This is a genomic window from Marixanthomonas sp. SCSIO 43207, assembly GCF_019904255.1.
GTDB lineage: Bacteria > Bacteroidota > Bacteroidia > Flavobacteriales > Flavobacteriaceae > Marixanthomonas.
In genome coordinates, this window is sequence record NZ_CP063203.1 from 769351 (window position 1) to 787734 (window position 18384).

The 18384-nt window shown below is 35.2% G+C and carries 16 protein-coding genes; 7 read left to right on the forward strand and 9 right to left on the reverse strand.

The genetic code is table 11. The features are described from left to right. Positions 1–3 precede the first annotated feature (3 nt). Together feoB and INR76_RS03490 are read left to right on the forward strand one after the other, a co-directional pair. Complete coding sequence (gene feoB / locus INR76_RS03485) at positions 4–2103, forward strand: ferrous iron transport protein B (protein ID WP_223109274.1); 2100 nt, start codon at positions 4–6, stop codon at positions 2101–2103. Between the two features lie 83 nt (positions 2104–2186). Beyond that, complete coding sequence (locus INR76_RS03490) at positions 2187–2345, forward strand: hypothetical protein (RefSeq protein WP_223109275.1); 159 nt, start codon at positions 2187–2189, stop codon at positions 2343–2345. Here the strand turns inward: INR76_RS03490 and INR76_RS03495 are convergent. Genes INR76_RS03495 through INR76_RS03505 form a run of 3 tightly spaced genes read right to left on the reverse strand, consistent with a single transcriptional unit; the run spans position 2342 to position 4297 of the window. Next, entirely contained in the window at positions 2342–2764 is a 423-nt protein-coding gene (locus tag INR76_RS03495; protein WP_223109276.1) for a hypothetical protein, read from the reverse strand. The genes INR76_RS03490 and INR76_RS03495 overlap by 4 nt on opposite strands. A 48-nt stretch (positions 2765–2812) precedes the next feature. After that, positions 2813–3634: a ZIP family metal transporter gene (locus INR76_RS03500; RefSeq protein WP_223109277.1), complete on the reverse strand. Its 822-nt coding sequence runs from the start codon at positions 3632–3634 to the stop codon at positions 2813–2815. Between the two features lie 3 nt (positions 3635–3637). Beyond that, positions 3638–4297: a metal-dependent transcriptional regulator gene (locus INR76_RS03505; RefSeq protein ID WP_223109278.1), complete on the reverse strand. Its 660-nt coding sequence runs from the start codon at positions 4295–4297 to the stop codon at positions 3638–3640. Between the two features lie 98 nt (positions 4298–4395). On the opposite strand from INR76_RS03505, the gene INR76_RS03510 reads away from it, so the two are divergent. Together INR76_RS03510 and INR76_RS03515 are read left to right on the forward strand one after the other, a co-directional pair. Beyond that, entirely contained in the window at positions 4396–6753 is a 2358-nt protein-coding gene (locus INR76_RS03510; protein WP_223109279.1) for a TonB-dependent receptor, read from the forward strand. An 8-nt stretch (positions 6754–6761) separates the two neighbouring features. Beyond that, positions 6762–7238, forward strand: coding sequence for a thioredoxin family protein (locus INR76_RS03515; protein ID WP_223109280.1), 477 nt, complete (start codon positions 6762–6764; stop codon positions 7236–7238). Positions 7239–7257: 19 nt separating this feature from the next. On the opposite strand, the gene INR76_RS03520 is transcribed toward INR76_RS03515, so the two are convergent. Next, on the reverse strand, positions 7258–7998 hold the full coding sequence (locus INR76_RS03520) for a TerB family tellurite resistance protein (protein ID WP_223109281.1): 741 nt from the start codon (positions 7996–7998) through the stop codon (positions 7258–7260). Between the two features lie 173 nt (positions 7999–8171). On the opposite strand from INR76_RS03520, the gene INR76_RS03525 reads away from it, so the two are divergent. From INR76_RS03525 to INR76_RS03535, 3 genes are all read left to right on the forward strand, one after another. Next, positions 8172–8582, forward strand: coding sequence for a BrxA/BrxB family bacilliredoxin (locus INR76_RS03525; RefSeq protein WP_223109282.1), 411 nt, complete (start codon positions 8172–8174; stop codon positions 8580–8582). An 80-nt stretch (positions 8583–8662) separates the two neighbouring features. Then, positions 8663–9406: a 1-acyl-sn-glycerol-3-phosphate acyltransferase gene (locus INR76_RS03530; protein WP_223109283.1), complete on the forward strand. Its 744-nt coding sequence runs from the start codon at positions 8663–8665 to the stop codon at positions 9404–9406. A gap of 66 nt (positions 9407–9472) precedes the next feature. Beyond that, positions 9473–10135, forward strand: a complete 663-nt coding sequence (locus tag INR76_RS03535; protein WP_223109284.1) for an HD domain-containing protein — start codon at positions 9473–9475, stop codon at positions 10133–10135. Between the two features lie 48 nt (positions 10136–10183). On the opposite strand, the gene INR76_RS03540 is transcribed toward INR76_RS03535, so the two are convergent. The 5 genes from INR76_RS03540 to INR76_RS03560 all read right to left on the reverse strand — a co-directional run bounded on the left by INR76_RS03540 (position 10184) and on the right by INR76_RS03560 (position 18359). After that, positions 10184–12481 (reverse strand): S9 family peptidase, encoded by a 2298-nt coding sequence (locus INR76_RS03540; protein WP_223109285.1) that lies wholly within the window; start codon positions 12479–12481, stop codon positions 10184–10186. Between the two features lie 334 nt (positions 12482–12815). Then, on the reverse strand, positions 12816–14534 hold the full coding sequence (locus INR76_RS03545; RefSeq protein ID WP_223109286.1) for a tetratricopeptide repeat protein: 1719 nt from the start codon (positions 14532–14534) through the stop codon (positions 12816–12818). A 51-nt stretch (positions 14535–14585) separates the two neighbouring features. Continuing rightward, positions 14586–15662, reverse strand: a complete 1077-nt coding sequence (locus INR76_RS03550) for a PA0069 family radical SAM protein (protein WP_223109287.1) — start codon at positions 15660–15662, stop codon at positions 14586–14588. A gap of 78 nt (positions 15663–15740) precedes the next feature. Beyond that, complete coding sequence (locus tag INR76_RS03555) at positions 15741–17573, reverse strand: Xaa-Pro dipeptidyl-peptidase (RefSeq protein ID WP_223109288.1); 1833 nt, start codon at positions 17571–17573, stop codon at positions 15741–15743. A gap of 3 nt (positions 17574–17576) precedes the next feature. Then, positions 17577–18359 (reverse strand): enoyl-CoA hydratase/isomerase family protein, encoded by a 783-nt coding sequence (locus INR76_RS03560; RefSeq protein WP_223109289.1) that lies wholly within the window; start codon positions 18357–18359, stop codon positions 17577–17579. Between the last annotated feature and the right edge of the window lie 25 nt (positions 18360–18384).

Below are 18384 nucleotides of genomic sequence, written 5' to 3' on the forward strand. Positions count from 1 at the left end.
TTTATGGCTAGACAGATTAATGTAGCATTACTTGGTAACCCCAATACCGGAAAAACATCAGTATTTAATCGATTAACGGGATTAAACCAAAAAGTAGGAAACTACCCTGGTATTACCGTTGAAAAAAAACAAGGACTTTGTAAACTTGATCGAGGCCTAAAAGCACACATAATTGACCTGCCGGGAACATACAGTCTCAACGCCTCTTCTGTAGACGAAAACGTTGTTATAGAATTAATGTTAAATAAAAATGACAAGGATTTTCCAGATGTGGCAGTAGTAGTAGCTGATGTTGAGAATTTAAAAAGAAACCTACTTCTCTTTACTCAAATTAAAGACCTCGGCATACCCACCATTCTTGCTATTAATATGGCAGATAGAATGAAACGAAAAGCTATTTCAATTGAAATAGAAGAACTTGAAAAAAAACTAGAAACAAAAATTGCTCTTATTAGTTCACGGAAGAATGAAGGGTTTGACAACCTAAAAGAGCTTATCACTAATTACTCACTACTTTCAAAAAAACCTTGTGTAAATGCTTCAAAAATAGCTCCTGAATATTTTGAACGTCTTCGCAATGCTTTTCCTAAACAAGATTTATACAAACTTTGGTTGGTTATTACACAGGATGTCAATTTTGGGACGTTGACACGAAAAGAATTAAAGGGAGTCGCAAGTTTTCAAACTGAATCAAAAGGAAATTTGAAAAGACTTCAGCAAAAGGAAACCATTGCTAGATATCAATTTATAAATAACGCTTTAAAAGAGACCCTCACTGTAGACACAGCAAATGCGAAAGACTTTAGAAGTCGTATGGACCGCATACTTACACATAAAGTATGGGGCTATGTAATCTTTTTTTCGATTTTGTTATTAATTTTCCAAGCTATATTTGATTGGAGTAGCTACCCGATGGACTTTATTGATAGCACATTTGCAAGTTTGAGTGAATGGGCAAAAGCATCTTTACCTGCCGGTGATTTTACCAATTTAATTGCCGAAGGAATTATCCCGGGACTTGGAGGTATTGTGATATTTATTCCGCAGATAGCTTTTTTATTTTTATTCATTTCTATTCTAGAAGAAACAGGTTATATGAGTCGTGTGGTCTTTTTAATGGATCGTATTATGCGACGCTTTGGCCTTAGTGGAAAAAGTGTTGTTCCATTAGTTTCAGGAACTGCGTGTGCCATTCCTGCGATTATGGCTACCCGAAATATTGAAAGCTGGAAAGAACGTTTAATTACTATTCTGGTTACACCTTTTACCACGTGTTCGGCACGATTACCGGTTTATTTAATCATCATTGCATTGGTCATACCAGATGAGCGTGTTTTAGGAATTTTTAGCCTTCAAGGTATTACATTAATGATTATGTACCTTATAGGTTTTGGCGCAGCAATTGGTTCGGCTTGGTTACTCGATAAGTTTTTAAATGTTCCGGGGCGTTCTTTTTTTGTTATTGAAATGCCCAATTATAAAATACCGTTATTAAAAAACGTCTTAATAACGGTTGTAGAAAAAACCAAGTCTTTTGTGCTGGGAGCTGGTAAAATAATATTGGCTATCTCTATTGTTCTTTGGGTGTTAGCTTCATATGGCCCGGGAGATTTTAACAACGCTGAAGAAATTGTAACTACTCAAAACACCAATCAAAACCTTTCTGAAGAAGAACTAGAAACTAAAATAGCTTCTTTTAAACTTGAAAATTCATACATAGGTATTATTGGTAAAGGTATTGAACCCGCTGTACGACCTTTAGGATATGACTGGAAAATTGGGATTGCAATTGTAAGTTCATTTGCAGCAAGAGAAGTTTTTGTTGGTACGCTTGCTACTATTTATAGTGTGGGGAGCGATGAAGAAGAAACAATTAAAAACCGAATGGCAGCAGAAACAAATCCGGTTTTAGGTACACCTTTATTTAATTTTGCCAGTGGTGTTTCACTGTTACTCTTTTATGCATTTGCCATGCAATGTATGAGCACATTGGCGATTGTAAAAAGAGAAACAAACAGCTGGAAATGGCCTATGTGGCAATTAATTATTATGAGTGGAATAGCATATGTTTTTGCATTGGCAGCATATCAGCTATTAAAATAAGCTAAAGAAAACTGTTTTGATGTAAAGAAAATTTACGTTTTACGACAGAAAAAATATGAAGACCCTAAAATTAAAACGATAGTATGCAAACGATATTGGTAATTATAACATTTTCATTAGCAGCAGGATACTTGCTTAAAAAATTTGTTTGGAACCCAATAATGGAAAAAAAACAATCAACATTGGGTACTTTTGACGGTGGAAAAACCAAATGTGGTAAAAACGATTGTGGCTGTCATTAATTTGTAAAGACACCTACCAATAACACATAAGCATCTTCTTTCTTTTGTGCTTCAGTTTTGGGATAAGGTGTAACTTTTATTCCTTCCAGTTTTATTTCTGAAGAAGTGAAAAAAGTATGATTTTTCTTTTCTTTTGGGTTTGTTTTACCAAATATTAAAATTTCTTCAGCAAGTTTGTTGCCCTCTTTTTTAACCACAACTTTAACTTTTATACGGCCTTCCCAAACACAAGTAACTTCTGTAGGACATCTAGAATCTTCTAGTATTTCAGAAAAAGTAATAGCGTACCCATTTGTTTGAACCGTTTCACCAAACGGCAATTTTGTAGCTATTTTTGGTACTTGAATTGGCTCTTCATTTTGTTGACCAAATACCAATGTGGTAATTAATAGTGTAAAAACTAAAAGTAACTTTTTCATACAATATATTTTTCAACTTTAAAGGTATAAAAATATCAATCAAAAAAATTACCCTAGTCCTACATCTAAAGTCATCATCACCATAAACCCGCCAATGAAGCCTAAAGTAGCGATATCGGTATTGTTACCTCGTTGACTTTCGGGTACAACTTCTTCTACAACAACAAAAATCATCGCACCTGCAGCAAAACATAATGCATAAGGTAAAATAGGTTCAAACGTAAGTACTGCCCAGGCACCTAATATTGCAGCTAGAGGCTCAACTGCAGCAGAAAGATGGCCGAAATTAAATGATTTCCAACGGCTCATTCCTTGTCCTCTAAGCGGCATAGCAACAGCAAAACCTTCAGGGAAGTTTTGTAACCCTATACCCATAGCCAAAGCAACTGCACCTGTAATACTGGCACCATCAAAACCCATTGCTGCTCCGCCAAAAAGAACACCAATAGCAAGACCTTCAGGAATGTTGTGCATTGTAATTGCAAGTGTTAATAATACAGAACGGTGCCAAGGTGTTTTAATTCCTTCAGCTTCACTTTTTCTGAAATTAATATGAAGGTGAGGCAGAATTTTATCCAGTACGAAGATGAAAAGAGCTCCAAAACCAAAACCAACAATGGCAGGAATTGTTTTTTCAAATCCTTCACCATTACTCATTTCAATCCCCGGAGCCAGTAAGCTCCAAAAACTCGCTGCCACCATAACCCCACCGGTAAAACCAAGCATACCGTCAAAGAGTTTTCGGTTCATCCCTTTAAAGAAAAACACTAATGATGCTCCAAGACCTGTAAGCCCCCAAGTAAATAATGTGGCGTAAAATGCTGCCGAAATAGGGTCTATTGATTCAAAATATTCTATAATGCTATCCATATACTAGTTGGTTTGAACGTATAAATTTTCTGCTGTTTTTTTTGATATGAAATATTGATCTTTTCCTACCAAAATAACCATCGAGCCATCAAAAAACTCTTTTCCTAGAACTTTGATTTTTGTACCAATTGTAATTTTTTTCTTATCTAAATACTGTAAAAACTCAGGACTAGATTCTTTAACACCTACACAAACGCCTCCTTGATTTTTGTCTAAGTCTGACAACAACTTCTTTTCGGTTCGCTTTATATTTCCATCTTTATCTGGGATTGGGTCTCCGTGTGGATCAAAATCAGGCTCGCCTAAAAATTTATCCAATCGAGTAATTAATTCTTCTGAATGAATATGTTCTAGTTGTTCTGCAATTTCATGAACCTCATCCCAATGAAAGTTTAACTTATCTACTAAGAAAACCTCCCAAAGACGGTGCTTGCGAATAATCGTTAAAGCAGTCTTTTTCCCATTTTCAGTAAGAGTGACCCCTTGATACTTAACATAATTAACCAACTCTTTATCAGAAAGTCGTTTAATCATATCGGTTACTGATGACGGTTTAGTTTCCATCTGTTCAGCAATAGCATTTGTTGCTACTCCGGTAGCAGCAATCTTTTCCAAATGGTAGATTGCTTTAAGGTAATTTTCTTCAGAAAGGCTGTATTTCATAAGACAAAAATACATTTTTAAATTTAATAAACAATATTTTAGGTCTATCTAAATAAATATTTTAGATTTGCACAAAATTAAATTAACAACATCTAATAATGAAACTAAAGTCCTTACTATTTATTTGCTTACTTTCGATAGGTTTTGTAACTGCTCAAACTCAAAGATCTTCTATCTCTGGCACCGTTACATCAAATGGTAATCCTATCCCTTTCAGCAGTATCTATGTACAAAATGGGAAAGGAACCAATGCAGATGAAAATGGCTCGTTTACATTAGATATTACTGAGGGTACTTTTACCATTATAGCTCAATCACAAGGGTTTAAAACTCAAAAGAAAACGATAACGGTAGTGCTGGGAGAAAACAAAACAATTAACTTTTCGCTTTCTGAAGACACATTTGGTCTAGAAGAAGTTGTTGTAAGTGCTACTAGAAATCAAATTCCGAAAAGAGAAGCTCCGGTTATTGTCAATGTACTTAGCCCTAAAGTTTTTAAAGCCACGCAATCAATATCACTAGCAGACGGTCTTAATTACCAACCCGGAGTTCGAACCGAAACCAACTGCCAAAACTGTGGTTTTACACAAGTGAGATTAAACGGTCTGGAAGGACAATACACACAAGTTTTGGTAAACAGTAAACCTGTTTTTAGTGCCCTTAATGGAGTTTATGGACTAGAGCAAATACCGGTGAGTATTATTGACCGTGTTGAAGTTGTAAGAAGTGGTGGTTCTGCCCTTTTTGGGTCAAATGCTATCGCAGGAACGGTAAATGTAATTACTAAAGAACCTGTTATAAACACCTGGGAAATAAACTCAAACGTAGCAGTAATTGATGAAAAATCTACAGATAGAACTATTAATATTAACGGCTCACTGGTAAGTGAAGATTTATCTTCCGGAATTACAATTTATGGTATTTATAGAAATAGAGACGCCTATGATGCAAATGATGATGGTTTTACTGAAATAACCGAACTGCAAAACAACTCTTTGGGAACAAAAGCATTCTTAAAACCTAATGATAATAGTAAGATTGGGATAGACTTTACAGCTATACGAGAATATAGAAGAGGTGGTGACCGTCTAGATCTAGCGCCGCAATTTACAGATATTACCGAAGAGCTAGATCACAATACTATTTTTACTGGAGCCGATTATCAATGGCATGATGATGACTATAAAAACTCAATTGAAGCATATACTTCTCTACAACATACAGACCGAGAAAGCTATTATGGCGGTTTAGGCGGAGGTCGTACCGCTGCAGACTCTATTGCTGCAAATAATTCATTCGGAAATACTAAAGATTTGGCAATTGTTGCCGGCAGTAAATACAGTCATAATTTTGATAATAAAGACGTTCTTACCACTGGAATTGAATATCAGCTAAATGACACACAAGATGCTATTACGGGTTATAATAGATTAATCGATCAAAAGGTAAATAACTTTGGTTTTTACGCTCAATATGAGTGGAAATTAATCAAAGACTTTACAGCACTTATAGGCGCTCGCCTAGATCATGTTGATGTTGATGGTTTCTATTCAATTCAAAATATTATACGACAGTCAAATGTTGAGCAAACTGTATTAAGTCCTCGATTTACCATTTTATATAATTTTACAGACGCGTTACAATTTAGAGGAGGATATGCAAGAGGATTCCGCGCTCCACAAGCTTTTAATGAAGATTTGCATATATCTTCTGTAGGTGGCGAACAGCGGTTTGTGATACTTTCAGATGAACTAGAAAGTGAATTTTCAAATGCATTTACAGCTTCTTTAAATTTCACAAAAGACTTTAATAAAGTTCAAACAAATTTATTGATTGAAGGGTTTTATACAACATTAGAAAATCCTTTTACTTTGGTAAATACCGGAAACTCATTACCAAACGGATCTATCTTGGAAGAATCCCGCAATGGATCAGGAGCCAAAGTTATGGGCGCAAATTTTGAAGTTTCTATTTCTCCCAGTTCAAATTTATTTTTTCAATTAGGAGGAACCATTCAAAGATCAAGATATGATCAAAACCAAGTACTTTTTGAAGCCGATGACACTTCTGAAGGGGAACAAGATGTAAGTACAGATGAATTTGTGCGATCTCCAAACTCCTACGGTTTCTTAAACTCTAATTGGCAAATAAATGATGCCTTTAAGCTTGATGTAACCGGCACATTTACTGGCTCGATGATTGCTCCTAGAGTAATAAATGACTCCGGTTTTATCGACTTGGTAGACACAGAATCTTTTTTTGATGTAACCAGTAAACTTACATATCATTTTGATTTAAAAGAAAATTTTCACGTCGAGTTAAGCGGTGGTATTCAAAATATTTTTAATAGCTATCAAGATGATTTTGATTCGGGTGCAATGCGAGATTCAGATTATGTTTATGGCCCAAATATGCCTAGAACATTTTTTATAGGATTAAGGTTTGGCGATTTTTAAAATAACTTATGAAAAAGGTAATTTACTTCATATTATTTGTATTTGCAGGTGTACTTGATTCTTCAATTCAGGCTCAAGAAAACGACGGCATACATTGGAAAAATTGGTCAGAACTTGAAGAATCATTTAACAAAAACCCAAAACCTGTATTCTTATTTTTTCACGCAGACTGGTGTGTGTATTGCAAAAAAATGGAACGAGTTGTCTTTAAAAAAGAAGAAATCATTCAGAAACTAAATAATGATTATTATGCCGTTGAAATGAATGTAGAAACAACAGATACTATATTTTTTGACGGAATGACATTCAGCAACATACAAGCTCAAACACAACGCAATGGAGTGCATCAAATACCGCTATTGTTTGCATCTAGAGAAAACAAACCATTTTCGTTACCGGCAATGATTATTTTGAACCAGGATTTTACTGTACGCACTCGTATTTTTGAGTATAACACTTCAAAACAACTTCTTAAAGCCTTATAGATGAGCAAAAAAGGCTGGCTTAAAACCCCCGTTCTTTCTGAAGCTGTTCATACGCATCTTGAACTTTTCTGAATTTATCTTCAGCGCCTTTTCTATATGCTTCATCCATATGCTGTAGTTTATCGGGATGGTATTTTTTTGCCATGGTACGGTACGCCTTTTTAATTTCGGCATCTGTAGCTGTACGGTCAATTTCTAAAATCTTATAAGCACTATCCGGGTTTTTAAAGAACATCGCTTTAATACTCTCAAAATCACGCGGACTCACACCTAGATACCTTGAAATTTCATGTATTTTGCGTACTTCAGCTTCACTCACACTACCATCTGCATTGGCAATACTGAACAAAAAGTGAATCACCTGAAGTCTAGACTCATACCGCATACGCTGCCTAAACATGGTGCCAATATTAGCCGCCGAAATTTGTTGTTTTTTTATAACCTCATTAAAGGTCCTAAAGGTTGCATTAGCCCGTTCCCTTCCATAAGCTTGCACAAAATATTGCCTCACGTAATCAAGCTCTTGTTGACTTACTTTTCCATCTGCTTTAATCACCAATGAAGCTAATGACAGCAAGTTGAGCTCAAAATCTGCAGGGGTAACACGTTGATTTCTTTGCTGAAATGTGCCTTGAAAACCACCTCGTGATTTATTTCCACCAAAATAATTATCTAATAAACTGCCTATAAAAAAACCTACTATAGCTCCCGGAAAACGGTAAACCATATACCCAATAAAGGCAGCAAACCAACGAATCATACTTTTTGTAATTTCTTTTAAAAATTGCGACCAAAGATAACCATTTCATATAGTTTGATATAATGAAACTTAGGTTGATATCTATAACATTACTTTATAGCTGTTAATCTTTAAGCAGTTAAAAATTAGTTATCTTTGTAAAAAAATTGTTACACACTTAAATTGAATATATTATGTATCCACCAGAATTAGTAAAACCAATGAGAGAAGACCTTACCAATATTGGTTTTTCTGAATTATTTACTGAAGAAGAAGTTAACCAAGCTTTACAGAAAGAAGGAACCACTTTGGTTGTGGTAAATTCGGTTTGTGGATGTGCTGCTGCAAACGCTCGTCCTGGAGCTCGTATGTCGCTTCAAAACGCAAAAAAACCTGATAATCTTGTTACTGTATTTGCAGGTGTAGATCGTGAAGCTGTTGATGCAGCCAGAGCACAAATGGTACCATTTCCGCCAAGTTCACCTTCTATGGCGTTATTTAAAAATGGAGAATTGGTACACATGCTAGAACGTCATCACATTGAAGGTCGCCCGGCAGACATGATTGCCGAAAATCTTAAAGGTGCCTATGACGAGCACTGCTAAGCCTTGATTCAGCTTAAAAAATAAATTTATAAAACCGTTTTCTGAAATAATAGAAAACGGTTTTTTACTTTTGACAAACTATGAAGTTACTCGCCAAAATATTGAGCTATCCACTTTCGGTTATTTTTTATCTTTTCTTTGGATTAAACTTAATTGTATTTCATCCTATACAGTGGTTTTGCCTTAATGTTTTTGGGTATGAAGCTCATAAAAAAAGTGTTGATTATTTTAATTGGTTTATTTTACGATGTTTAAATATTGTTGGTACTTCATTTAATGTTACCATAAATAGCAGCATCCCTAATAATGTTCCTATAATTATTGTTTCAAACCACCAAAGTATGTGGGATATACCGCCTATAATTTGGTATTTACGGAAATATCACCCCAAGTTTATTTCAAAAATTGAATTAGGGAAAGGTATTCCTTCAATTTCGTATAACTTAAAGCACGGCGGAAGCGTATTAATAGATCGTAAAAATCCCAGACAAGCTACGGGAGAAATCATTAAAATTGCCAAATACGTTTCAAAACATAACCGAAGTGTTGTTATTTTTCCTGAAGGCACACGCAGTAAAGACGGTACCCCAAAACCTTTCAGAAAAACCGGTTTGTTAACCTTGATTAAAAAAGCGCCAGATGCATATATTTTACCGGTAAGCATAAGTAATTCTTGGAAACTACAAAACAAAGGTATGTTTCCACTTCCATTAGGTGTGCGCCTACAGTTAGTTGTTCACGCTTCTCTAAAAGTATCAGACTACAACCCTGAGGAATTAATTGATGAAGTTGAAAAACAAGTAAAATCAAGTATTTCAATATAAAACAGTCATAAGATTTAAGCTTTTATTGTAATAACGCTGAAAAAATACACATTTGAAAATAGAATCATGACCTCATTATCTTCAGAATTACTAATTGATAAAACCATCACTTTTGTAAAAAAAGAATTAAAAAATGCCGAAGGTGGACACGATTGGTTTCATATTGAGCGTGTGTATAAAAACGCGATGCATATTTTAAAAACAGAGGAAGCTAATCATCTAGTTGTTGCACTGGGAGCGTTGTTACACGATATTGCCGACTCTAAGTTTCATGATGGAGATGAAACTATTGGCCCAAAAAAAGCAACTGAATTTCTAATTTCAGAAAATGTTTCTAGTACCACCATCCAGCACATAGTGCAAATTATCAAGAACATTTCATTTAAGGGCGGAAATACAACTCAAAAATTTCACTCAAAAGAGCTAGACATTGTTCAAGATGCAGATAGACTAGATGCGCTAGGAGCCATTGGTATTGCTCGTACTTTCAATTATGGCGGTTTTAAAAACAGAACCATTTATAATCCTGAAATAAAACCAAACGCAACTATGTCTCCCGAAGCCTACAAAGCATCAAATGCACCTACGATCAATCACTTTTATGAAAAATTATTGCTTTTAAAGGATAGGATGAATACCGAAACCGGTAAACGTATTGCAGCAGAAAGGCATGTATTTATGAAGACTTTTCTACAACAGTTTTATGCGGAATGGGAAGGCAAAAAATAATGCCGATACAAAAGTACCGGCATTAATATATCATTAAAGGTTAATTGTTTATCCTTTTACAGGAGTTGTTTTTTCAACTTTAAGATGCTCTGCAAAAAAGCCCATCATTGCTTTATAAAGATCCAATCTATTTTCTTCTTTACCAAATCCGTGGCCCTCATCATATTTTACCATATAAGGAACTTCTACGCCTTTTTCTCTAAGACTTTCCACAATTTGGTCTGCTTCATCAATATTTACACGCGGATCGTTTGCCCCTTGCACCACAAATAATGGTTTTTTAATTTTTTCTACATGCAATGCAGGTGAAATTTCGTCCATTATAGCTTTTTCTTCCGGAATATTAGGGTTGTACCAGATTTTATACAACAACTCTCTGTATTTTTCCCAGTATGGAGGAATGGCATTCATAAAGGTATTTAAATTACTTACCCCTACATAGTCTACACCACAAGCATATTTGTCTGGCGTTTTTGTCATACCGCGTAATACAGCATAACCTCCATGGCTTCCACCATAAATTGCTACTCGATCTTTATCTACATAACCCTGTTCAATCACGTAATCAACACCATCTTCTACATCATCCATTGCTTTACGACCTATTTGTCCAAAACCTGCTTTTAAAAATTCTTTTCCGTACCCGCCAGATACTCTAAAGTTTACATGTAACGTTGCATAGCCGCGACTTGCAAATAACTGTGCTTCAGGATTAAAACCCCAATTGTCACGAATACCTTGTGGACCTCCGTGAGGATTTACAATTAACGGTACTCTTTGTCCTTTTTTATAGTTATTAGGCAGTGTAATGTACCCATGAATAGTAAGACCATCACGACTCTTAAAAGTAATAGGCTTCATACTAGCCATGTCTTCAGCTTTTAGCTGTGGCAGTAATTTGTACAATAAGGTTACGTTGTCTTTTTTTACGTCATATAAATAATATTCACCAACTATTTTATCACTAGTAACGGCTACCATATATTTAGACTCATCATCCGTTCTTCCAACGGTAAAAAACTGCTTGTCACCAAACTCTTTTTGTAACCGTGTGTAGACTTTTTTATAGGTATCACTTACAGGCTTAATTACAGCTTTTTCACCCGTGTAGCTGAAGTAATCTATTTCATAATTACGTTTTCTGGAAAGTGACATGCCAGATACATCAAATGTATCGTTACTGAAAACTGTTTTAATTTTTTTGTCTTTCTTTAAATCGTACAGTTGAATTTCTATCTTATCACCATCAAGATTAGAGATTACATAAGCAATATCTGGGTTTTCGGTATTCGGATTAAAAGTAGAAATACCAAACGTATCACCAAATTCAGTAAGTTTAACTTGCTTAAATTCTCCATCAATCTTGTATAACAATTCGGTTTTTACACCATCTACAATGCGATTAATTGCTCGTAAATTTCCTTTGCGATCAAAGTTATACCCTGCAACTGGTGGGTCACCTGCTTGCACAGTGTACAGTTTTGTTACTTCTCCAGTGTTAATGTTGAGTCGGTATGGCTCTTCTTGTTGCAGGTTGTCTTTATTCATCTGCACAATCACATGGTCTTCGTCTTCTTTTAAACTTTCGATAATATTGACCCTTACACCTTCAAAAGGTGTTAGCTCTTTATTGTTTTCACCTGTAACATCTACACCATACACGTGATAATTTTCATCACCGCCTTTATCTTGGAGGTATAAAATACGGTCGTTATTTGCCCAAGAAAACCCACGAATTAAATCTTCTTCTTGCTTTTTCAAAAGCGTTTCTTTCTGTGTTTCGGTTTCTTTTAAATACAAGTCACGCTCCCCAGATTTTCTACGCTTCATGTATGCGATGTATTTTCCGTTAGGAGAAAGCTTAAACGAAGAGGCTTCTGGAGTTGTAAAATAATCTTCTACAGAGTATTTATAATCACCTGTTTCTTTTGCTGCGAGTTTGTCTAACTCAGCATCAGTTGAGGGTAATGCTGTGTTTCCCGGCTTTGTTTTTACAGTTTTATTAAACGTTAGCGGATATTCTTGTCCCATTTGTTTGTATGTTCCTTTTATGCCATTTTCAGTCAAAGTTCCAATATAGGTCATTTGCAGTTTGGCAGATTTAATTGTCACGGTTTCGTCCTGCAAAACTACCGAATCGAGTTCGATTCCCGATGCTCCTTGAGCAGGAACATCTAGTGTTGCATCATATCCATCTTCATTAGGTGTAATGTTAACTATCAGTTCCATTTGCATACCTTGCACATCTAAGGTGCCGCTGTAGGATCCGTTTAATTTTTGAGCGGTTGTTGAAACTCCTAGAAGAAGCATAACTAGCCCAATTGAGAACTTTACTAGTGTTGTCATAATATCTATTTTTAAAAGATTAGTTTTACGATTAAATAAATTAAAATTCCTGTCACAATTCCAATAGCGAATTTTATTGCTTTTATTCGAATGTTAGTTTTGCTTTTCATAATTGTATTTAAAAATTCGCTTTTAGGTTGTGCTTATTGACAAAACAAATATGCGGTGCTTTATACAATATTAAAAAGGAGGGTTGCCCAGTTTTAGAAAAATAGGGTAGCTATAAAAGCGCTTAAACCTTGTTTTATAAAGGAATTGAACTGGTTTTATCAAATTTTATGGAGTAAAAACACACCAACCCTATTTTTATAAATTTAGGGTTCAAACAGTGTTTTTAAGTAATATTTTTTAATTCTTTGATGTAGAAAGAAGGGTTTAAGCCCGTGTCTCTTTTAAAGTATTTGGTAAATGAATCTGCCGATTTATACCCTACTTCTTCAGCAATGGCTTGAATAGAATACGACCTAAAAATAACATCATTTTTTAAACGAACAATGGTGTAATTAATACGAAGGTCATTAATGTATGTGTTGAAGTTTTTTCCGAAGTGTGAATTAATCACTTTAGAAAGATATGATGTATTGGTGTTAATCTTTTTGGCAACATTGTATGAGTTGCAATCTTGTTTTAGAAAATATTCTTGATTTTCAAGTTTTTTTAATCCGTCGAGTATTTGTTGTTTGGTTTCTTCGGGCACATCAGTTGTATTTTTTTCGTCCAGGTCTTCGTCTTTAGTATCAATGATGTCCTCAGGCTTTTCAGCTATATTAATTTTAGCAAGTAAGGTTTCAAATTTAGCTTCATTTTCTTTTTTGGTTTTGTAAAACCGAAGCAAGAAAAACAGCAATATTAAAATGATAACTGAAGCTCCTAAAAACAGATAGTTTAAATAAGTTTCTTTTTTATTTTTTTCAGACTCTAATGATTCTAGTTCATTTCTAAACTCCTTAATCTCCTGAGCTCTAGTAGATTCTTTTATATCATTTTTTATTTTATTAAACTCTGAAGTTGAGGTTATATATTTCTCAAAATAATAGTTAGCACGTTCAAAATCGCCTGTCTCTTTATATGAATCTGCTAAAAGCTTGTAATAATCGTCCATATAGCCCTCTTCGGCAGGGGTAACTTCATAATTGTCTAAACCTCTTTGAAATAGATTTATTGCTTCTTGAAAATTACCTTGTCCGTGAGCAACTTTTCCTAAGTCATAGGTAATTTGCAAATCCATTAGAGGCATATCAATATTGCATAACTGAGATGCTTTTCTGAAATTTTCCTTAGCAGAGACATACTTCTTTTCATAAAAATAAATCTCTGCCCTTGCGTTTAAGAGCGTTCGCAGTTTACAACTATCTTTTTCAGAAATTAAGTTATCCATTAAAGCAACATACTGCTTTGCAGAATCTACTTGATCAACTTTTAGATAGGCATTTGACAAAACAGAATAACTATATAAAAGCATGTCATTTTTCCTTTCTTCAGTAAAAGTAGAGTCTAAAGGCTTGTTTTTGTAGTGCTTGATTGAGCTTTTTTTTATTTCAATAGCCTTTTCAGCCTCTCCAGACATTTGCAAAATACTGGAGATAAACATTAATACATTTTCCTTCCAGTAGTCGTTATTTGTTTTTTCAGCATGAGCAAGTGCTTTATTTAAATACGCCAATGCTTTTGAAGCGTTTGGTGCCCCTAATTGAATTTGTGCTCCTAGAATATATGATCGGATTATAAACTCGTCAAATTCGTTTTCTTCAGCAAACTGTAAAGCTTTTTCAAACTGTTCTTGAGAATTATCTAACTCTCTATGGTTAAGATAACTGTTGCCAAGTGCTTCTATACCCAGCCATTCTTTTCGCTTATCTTTCTCTTTTTTGGCTTTATTAATATACGCGTTTGATGCTTTGACAGCTTTAGGCAGATTAGAATAAATATGTGTATTGATAGAATCTCTAATATCATCAAAAGGTAACTGTGAATAATCTGTCTGCTCTTGCGCAAAAAGCAAGGAACAAAATAAAATGAAGCTAAAAAAAAGGTGTTTTTTAATAAAAGCCATAAGAAAATTAGTAGAGTAAAAGCCTTACATACAACGCTTCAAAGTTACTAATTAAAATAACCGCATTTGAGGATTTTTTAGGTCTAAATAATGTTTCGTATCTAAAGGTGGCATTTCAACATTTTTTAAATACTTGTTTTTTGCAATTAACATGGTGTTTTTAACTTGTTGGGCTATCGTCCCTTCCCCACGCATGCGTCTACCCCATTGGCTATCGTTTAATGTGCCACCGTGACATTCGGCTATTTGATTGAGAATTCTATCAGCTCGATGCGGAATGGTTTTTCTGGCCCAATCTTCAAAAATAGTGGCTATTTGACCGTTCAACCTTACGATTGTGTAGGATACATCTTTAGCACCCAATTCTGAAACTTTTTTCACTAAAGGAAGAATCTCGTGACTATTTAATGATGGAATAATTGGAGCCATCATCACTCTAACAGGAATTCCATTTTCTGAAAGTACTTTAACTGCTTTTAACCGTTGTTTGATACTCGCCGTTCTGGGCTCTAGTAATCGACGAGTTTTTTCTGAAAGGGATGTTATTGAAATGTTTACTGAGATGATATTCAGTTTTGCCATCTCTTTCAAAATATCTAAGTCGCGTAAAAGTAAAGCGTTTTTGGTGATAATTCCGGTTGGGTGTTTCCACTTCAGCATCACTTCTAAGCAACTTCTAGTAATCTGTAGTTTACGTTCTATTGGCTGATAGCAGTCTGTATTTCCGCTAAAGACAATTGGGTTGGGCTCCCAAGACTTGCCTGTTATTTTTTTCTCTAAAAGTTGGGATGCATTTTTTTTTACTAATATTGTTCTTTCAAAATCGAGACCGGCACCATACCCCCAATATTCGTGACTATTGCGAGCGTAACAGTATACGCATCCATGTTCGCAGCCTTGATAAGGGTTTGCAGAAAAACCCATTCCTACATCTGGACTGTCAACTTTATTTACAAAGGTTTTGGGAAAAACATCAATATACTTAGTTGTATTGCTATCTGCTGCTTCGCCTTCAGCTTCGCAGTAATTTAAAAAGTCATCCCGAAGTTCGTGGCTCAAATCAAAAAACCGGTTATGAACTTGCTTTTGCGCACCGCGACCTTTGATATGTTTTTGGGAATGGGACATAAAAAAAACTTTGAAGCAAATAATTACTTCAAAGTTAGTTATTAATTTGGAATTTTTCCTAGTTATTTGGATTAATTCCTATTTTGTAGCTTTTTCAAATGCTTTTTTCCCACCTACTACCGGTATGTCAATACTTGTTTTATCAAGGTCGATGGTTAGTTCGGTTCCTGGTTCTGGTAATAAAGTGAATTTATTATCACTTGAAAAAATCATTAATCCTATTTGTTGCCCAGCCGGAATTATTTGATCATCTGGATTAAGGTCAAATGTTACTTCATAAAACTTACCGGGTTTAAGGGGTTTGCTTTCTGTAAGCGATTTGTGGTTTTGTGGATCTGCCCAACCACGTGTTATTATATTATCTGTTATTTTTGCATCGCTAGATCTATTCCAAGGTAAAGAAACCATCCATACAGAAAGATTGGCCGCAGGCTTACTACTAGCCAAATTAACTTTTACAGTTGATAATCCTGAAAGATGAAGATCTTCTTTTAACGTTGGAGTTACAAATAAAAGTCTATTACTTGAATTTGCTAATTGAGCTAAAGAATCTCCCGAAATTTTGTGATTATCAATAAAGGTTTGTGTTCCTTGATTTTTTACTTTTTGAGAAGTTAAAGTTCCTTTTTTAAGACCGTCTTTTTTCAAATAAAGCGTTACATCTTTGGCATCAGGATTTGGGTAATTTGCGTAAGAAGTTGGTTTACTATTAGGATCGTCTTCACGAACAATCCACGCTTTTGGCCCTTTTTCTATTCCATTATCTATTCCGAAGAGATATTTTGTAAACCACTTATTCATCATAGAAATAGGTGGCGGTCCTCCGTGTCCTTTTTGATGATAGTATATTTTTACAGGAAGTCCTTTTTCTTCAGCAGCTTTATAAATTCTATAGCTATGCTCTGGCATTACGTTCCAGTCATTAAACCCATGAGACATAAACAATGCCGCTTTCATTGGCTTCATTTGGTTTAAATAATCTCTTCCTGCCCAAAAATCATTATAATCACCTGTTTTTCTATCAATACCGTTTTTAATTTCGGTATCACGATATACAGAATCTGCATAGGCGCGTTTTGACTCATCACCGCTATGAATAAAGTCATAAAGTACGTCTACATCTTCTCCTAAGTAGCCTCCGGGTGAACGTACCAATCCGTTTGATCGATAATAATGATAATAGGAGGTATTTGGTGCTACTGGTATAATTGCCTCAAGACCATCAACTCCTGTAGTGGCAGCAGCAAGAGGTAGAGTTCCGTTGTATGAGGTTCCGGTCATACCTACTTTTCCTGTACTCCAGTATGCTTTTACTTCCTCATTTCCTTCTGGAGTTTTGTATCCTTTAGCGCGTCCATTTAACCAATCAATTACAGCTTTTGGTGCTAAGGTTTCGTTTGTACCTCCAACGGTAGGAGATCCTTGTGAAAGACCTGTACCTGGTGAAGACGAATGTACTACAATATAGCCTCTCGGCACCCAAGTATTCACTTGCGAATTTGAAATGATTGGTCTTTTTCCTCTTCGGGTTACACTAGGATGAACAATTCCTTTTTCAGGAGCTCCGCCTAGTTCGTGATACACATCGTGAAAGGCACCTTCCACATTTGGTGCTACACCAGCGTAGTAAGGACTTGTCTCATAAACAACCGGAAGTTTTAATCCATCGGTTTCAGTTTGTTTGGGTCTTGTTACATCTACATGCATTCTATCGGGTTTGTTATCACCGTCTGTATCAAAACTTGTTTCTACCCATAAATCTTCTCTAATCCATTCACTAGGATTATTAAAAGCAGGTACTATTTGAGCTTCTCCATTTTCAAAAAAAGGTTTGGCTTGCTCTTGAGCAGGTAGTGTAAAGCTTACCAAGCAAAGTACTACTACAATTTTTAGTTTATTGAAATATCTCATAATCTATTGTCCTGGAAATTTAGGTTTTCTTTTATCTAAAAATGCACTAGTACCTTCTTTAAAATCGGCTGTACCAAAACATTTACCAAATTCTGTGATTTCAGTTTCAAAACCATTTTCACCAGCTTCAAAACCTGCATTAACTGCTGTTATTGCAGAAGAAATAGCCACTGAAGAGTTTTTCATAATTTTTCCGGCTAATTTTTCAGCCAATTCAATTAATTCTTCTTGTGAAGTTACGTGATTTACCAATCCATATTCTAAGGCTTGAGCAGCATCAATCATTCCGGCTGTCATAATTAATTCCATAGCTCTACCTTTTCCTACCAATTGTGGTAAGCGTTGTGTACCTCCATAACCCGGAATAACTCCTAGAGACACTTCTGGTAATCCCATTTTGGCATTATCACTTGCTATACGAAAATGAGCTGCCATAGCCAATTCTAGACCGCCACCTAATGCAAATCCATTTATTACTGCTATAACGGGAGTGGCTAGATGGGCGACAAAGTCAAATAATTTTGCGTGGCCTTTTGCTGCTAGTTGTTCCCCTTGAACAACAGAGTAATCTGCAAATTCACTTATATCGGCTCCTGCAATAAATGCTTTCTCACCACTTCCTGTAACCAAAATTACACGTGTGTTGAAGTCTTCATCTGCTTTTTTGAAAGCTTGATGTAGTTCTTGTATTGTTTCTTGATTAAGAGCGTTTAGTTTTTTTGGTCTGTTTATGGTTATAGTCGTAATACCATTATCGTGACTGTAACGTACATTATTTAATTCCATAGCTTAGTTTTCAGTTTTTTGTTGT

Bases quoted from the DNA above. Each gene is read 5' to 3' on its own strand.
- INR76_RS03550 (WP_223109287.1), bottom strand. From the start codon at position 15,662: ATGTCCCATTCCCAAAAACATATCAAAGGTCGCGGTGCGCAAAAGCAA.
- INR76_RS03490 (WP_223109275.1), top strand. From the start codon at position 2,187: ATGCAAACGATATTGGTAATTATAACATTTTCATTAGCAGCAGGATAC.
- feoB (WP_223109274.1), top strand. From the start codon at position 4: ATGGCTAGACAGATTAATGTAGCATTACTTGGTAACCCCAATACCGGA.
- INR76_RS03495 (WP_223109276.1), bottom strand. From the start codon at position 2,764: ATGAAAAAGTTACTTTTAGTTTTTACACTATTAATTACCACATTGGTA.
- INR76_RS03530 (WP_223109283.1), top strand. From the start codon at position 8,663: ATGAAGTTACTCGCCAAAATATTGAGCTATCCACTTTCGGTTATTTTT.
- INR76_RS03525 (WP_223109282.1), top strand. From the start codon at position 8,172: ATGTATCCACCAGAATTAGTAAAACCAATGAGAGAAGACCTTACCAAT.
- INR76_RS03500 (WP_223109277.1), bottom strand. From the start codon at position 3,634: ATGGATAGCATTATAGAATATTTTGAATCAATAGACCCTATTTCGGCA.
- INR76_RS03545 (WP_223109286.1), bottom strand. From the start codon at position 14,534: ATGGCTTTTATTAAAAAACACCTTTTTTTTAGCTTCATTTTATTTTGT.
- INR76_RS03555 (WP_223109288.1), bottom strand. From the start codon at position 17,573: ATGAGATATTTCAATAAACTAAAAATTGTAGTAGTACTTTGCTTGGTA.
- INR76_RS03560 (WP_223109289.1), bottom strand. From the start codon at position 18,359: ATGGAATTAAATAATGTACGTTACAGTCACGATAATGGTATTACGACT.
- INR76_RS03535 (WP_223109284.1), top strand. From the start codon at position 9,473: ATGACCTCATTATCTTCAGAATTACTAATTGATAAAACCATCACTTTT.
- INR76_RS03515 (WP_223109280.1), top strand. From the start codon at position 6,762: ATGAAAAAGGTAATTTACTTCATATTATTTGTATTTGCAGGTGTACTT.
- INR76_RS03540 (WP_223109285.1), bottom strand. From the start codon at position 12,481: ATGACAACACTAGTAAAGTTCTCAATTGGGCTAGTTATGCTTCTTCTA.
- INR76_RS03520 (WP_223109281.1), bottom strand. From the start codon at position 7,998: ATGATTCGTTGGTTTGCTGCCTTTATTGGGTATATGGTTTACCGTTTT.
- INR76_RS03505 (WP_223109278.1), bottom strand. From the start codon at position 4,297: ATGAAATACAGCCTTTCTGAAGAAAATTACCTTAAAGCAATCTACCAT.
- INR76_RS03510 (WP_223109279.1), top strand. From the start codon at position 4,396: ATGAAACTAAAGTCCTTACTATTTATTTGCTTACTTTCGATAGGTTTT.